Source organism: Asaia spathodeae NBRC 105894 (genome assembly GCF_025994195.1).
Lineage (GTDB): Bacteria > Pseudomonadota > Alphaproteobacteria > Acetobacterales > Acetobacteraceae > Asaia > Asaia siamensis.
Map to the genome: position 1 here is coordinate 1 of NZ_BAPY01000056.1, position 3336 is coordinate 3336.

The 3336-nt window shown below is 43.3% G+C and carries 3 protein-coding genes; 1 reads left to right on the plus strand and 2 read right to left on the minus strand.

All coding sequences use genetic code 11. The features are described 5' to 3' along the window. Window positions 1-183: transposase (locus tag AA105894_RS13395; RefSeq protein ID WP_267312199.1), on the minus strand; the 183-nt coding region annotated here is incomplete at its 3' end. 351 nt (window positions 184-534) lie between these two features. On the opposite strand from AA105894_RS13395, the gene AA105894_RS13400 reads away from it, so the two are divergent. Further along, window positions 535-2229, plus strand: a complete 1695-nt coding sequence (locus AA105894_RS13400) for a DUF4422 domain-containing protein (RefSeq protein ID WP_267312200.1) — start codon at window positions 535-537, stop codon at window positions 2227-2229. Window positions 2230-2359: 130 nt separating this feature from the next. Here the strand turns inward: AA105894_RS13400 and AA105894_RS13405 are convergent, their stop codons facing one another. Further along, complete coding sequence (locus AA105894_RS13405; protein ID WP_267312201.1) at window positions 2360-3082, minus strand: glycosyltransferase family 25 protein; 723 nt, start codon at window positions 3080-3082, stop codon at window positions 2360-2362. Window positions 3083-3336: the final 254 nt, after the last annotated feature.

Genomic DNA, 3336 nt, shown 5'->3' on the forward strand with positions numbered 1-3336 from the left:
ATAGAGCGTCTTGTGTGGACCGTATTCCCGCGGCGCATCACGCCAGCGCAGACCATTGCGGTTTACAAAAATGATCCCGCTCAGCACACGGCGGTCATCAACGCGAGGTTTGCCATGGCTCTTGGGAAAGAATGGCCGCAGACGCTCCATTTCTTCGTCCGTCAGCCAAAACAGATCGCTCATCTTCAGTCTCCTCAAGGAGCCTGAATCAAAATTCCCTGCACAAATCAATGGGTCCTGAGCCTAAGCAAACATCAAGCACCCCATTAACAGTGGGGGACCGCAGGAATTAACCGCGCCCATGAGGCGCCTGAAGACCGACACGAGTTATGAAGGAAAACCTGATCAAACACGCCATTCAATCTCCACCACGCCATTGGCATGATATCGCTGACTCCGATATGATTAGTGCTCATCCTTCCGACCCGACCGAGACAGCGAGACAACCTCCCTTCCCGCCAAATAAACGTGTGAGCCACGCATGCCTCGCCCGCACGTCCTATCATGAGCCACCTCCCTGCACAGGAAACAAAAATGGACATCAAAATTTACGTGTGCCACCACAAGGAGGGCCCTTTTTTCGAAAATGAATTTTTCAAGCCGATCCAAGTAGGAAGAGCAATCGCCAAAAAGCAATTAGGTGGCATGATCGGTGATGATACAGGTGAAAATATATCGGAGAAAAACGATAACTGGTGCGAATTAACCGCAATATATTGGATCTGGAAAAACACAAATCATGATTTTGTTGGGATAAATCACTATAGACGTTACTTAAACTTTGCCGAAAATTCACAAAATTCGACAATATCCTTGGACAAGAATATAGATTTTCTTCTTTATTGTTCACAAAATATAGTCAACATCTGCAGAAGTTATGATATAATCACGTCTCCTTTGTGTAAGATTCATCAAATTTCATCACCAAACAATAGGCAGACTGCGTATGAAAATTACAGCTTCAATCATTTTGAATCAGATATGAAATTGGTTTTTTCTATTATAAAAGAAAAACATCCTGAATACTATGAAGCAAGCCAGATCTCATCTGGACTAGACATCTGCTTCTTCGGCAACATGATGCTTATGCGGCGGGATATTTTTAACAAATACTGCAATTTTGTTTTTTCTGTACTATTTACCTTGGAAAATATAATTGATACAAGTAAGTACGACTACTATCAAAGGCGCGTATATGGTTTCATTGCTGAACGACTTAGCAATATATTCGTGCTTAAGCAGCAGTTATTGGGAGGAGACAAAAAAGCCTATCACGCCGGTCAGATATCCTTGCCTACTTTTACTAGAACATATGATTTTTCTGAGCTCAACACAAAACTAGGCTTCGTCAATCATCCAGCTCAAACCGCTATAGAGATTCTGCACGGTGGCACCGTCCATCTTGTTATCTCCTTCGATGACGCTTACATGCTTCACGCAATTGCCTGCATTATGTCTATTTTAGACAGAGCCTCCGTACGCGACGCCCTTACTTTCCACGTAATCCATGACGAAAGTCTTGGATCTCCCAACATTTCTATAATAAAAAGAATTTTTATTAATGCGAAAATTCATTTCTACGATGTAAGAAACGATCGTTTTCCAGGTCTGCTTCCTAGAAATAGACCGCATATAAGTAAAAATACTTATTATAGACTCATTATGCAAGATTATCTACCACGCGAAGTGAGTAGAATTATCTATTCTGATCTAGATACTATCTTTTTAGACGACATTATCCAGCTCTGGAACATTAGTATGGACAACGCGATTTTGGCGGGATGTCTGGACGAAGGAGGATTGACACAATCACGAAAGCTCTTTGGAAAGACACACAACAAAAATTATATCAACGCGGGGGTACTCCTCTTCGACATACAGGCTGCAAAAGCAAAATATGGAAATCTACGGTTCTTGTACGCCGAGTCGCTCGCCAAACATGTGCGCAACATTACTCTGCAGGATCAGGATCTACTTAACATTTCCTTCGTTGACGATATCATCCATCTCCCTTTGCGCTGGAACGTTGGATCTCGCATTTACGGGAATAATGAACTTGATTACGCCTACTCAGAAGCCGATGAAAAAATTGCCGCTGAGAATCCTGCTGTTATCCATTTTACCGGTGAAAATAAACCCTGGCACGCAGATTCCACGCACCCGCTAAAATCAATCTACTTGCACTATCAGGAAAGAGCTTCTCAAGCTCTACAGCATGCTCAACGGTAGAACTTAAATGTTTTACTTAGAATAATAACAATAAGATATATTATTTACTTATAGAAACCCTTGGATAGCAAAAAACTATGGTTTATCTATCCAAGGCAGCAATATAAGTCTTTTTTTAATTCAGCAATCTTCACTTATTTAATGACGTTTCGCTCATGTTGTCAGTAAGGCAAAGCGGTGGAAAGCTCGCGTAAGCCTGAATCTTGTCGTAAGACAAATTCATAAGATGATCGACAGAATTAGTCTGAATGCATCTCCCTCCAAGAGAGTCGTAGGTAACGTTTTCATTGCGAAGTGGTAAACATTTTTCGAGCAGTGACTTTGCCCCTTTTGGAGAGATCGCGTATCCACATATGCCAAACGTGTGATGCAGTCTTAGGGGCTGCGAGACCACTTTTTTATTAGCGTAATTACCTATATTTTCCCTTACATCATCCTGAGAAAAGGTGATGACGCATGGAGTAATTTCCGGCAGCGCTTGGACTTTCAAAACAGTGTCAGGGTTATTCCCCCACAAAACGATGTCCCAATCCTCGCCGATCTCCGCAAGTACACGTGCGCTCTCCTCTTCGAAATTTCCGCACAAAAATGCGTCGTCTTCAAAAATATGCGCAGCCCTGCCACTTTTCGCGACAGATCCCCACAACGCAATATGGGTCAACCCGGAACCTAGAGCTCCCAACGTGAAACGGCAGTCCTGATGAACGAGACCTTTCTCCTTCATGCTATCGACGTCCATTTTGGATCCATCAATGCCAGGAGCATGTATAAGGCCGTGGATGTGAGCATTCGCCGTCAGGAAACGCATCGTCCGCTCGGGAGTACGCTCCAGGCTGATAAAAAATTTATCCACCAATTTAATCCATTATCAAATGCATGTTGCTGACTTTCGGAACGCCGACAACCAACTAGGAATTTTGCGGCGTTTTGACGATGCCTCATAGTCGGACTGTATGCAATCGCGATGCCAGTGGGCACTGTGAATACGGTGTTGCCGAAAAGCGGGATGGTTGTAGCGCTATCAAGTAGAGCCACATACATCGCTCTTAAACACGTTTTTGGTAATCTTCTCTTATCCATTTCGGGATTTATGGTGTTTGCGTGGCC

Coding starts and splice junctions, on each gene's coding strand:
- AA105894_RS13400 (WP_267312200.1), top strand. CDS start 535: ATGGACATCAAAATTTACGTGTGCCACCACAAGGAGGGCCCTTTTTTC.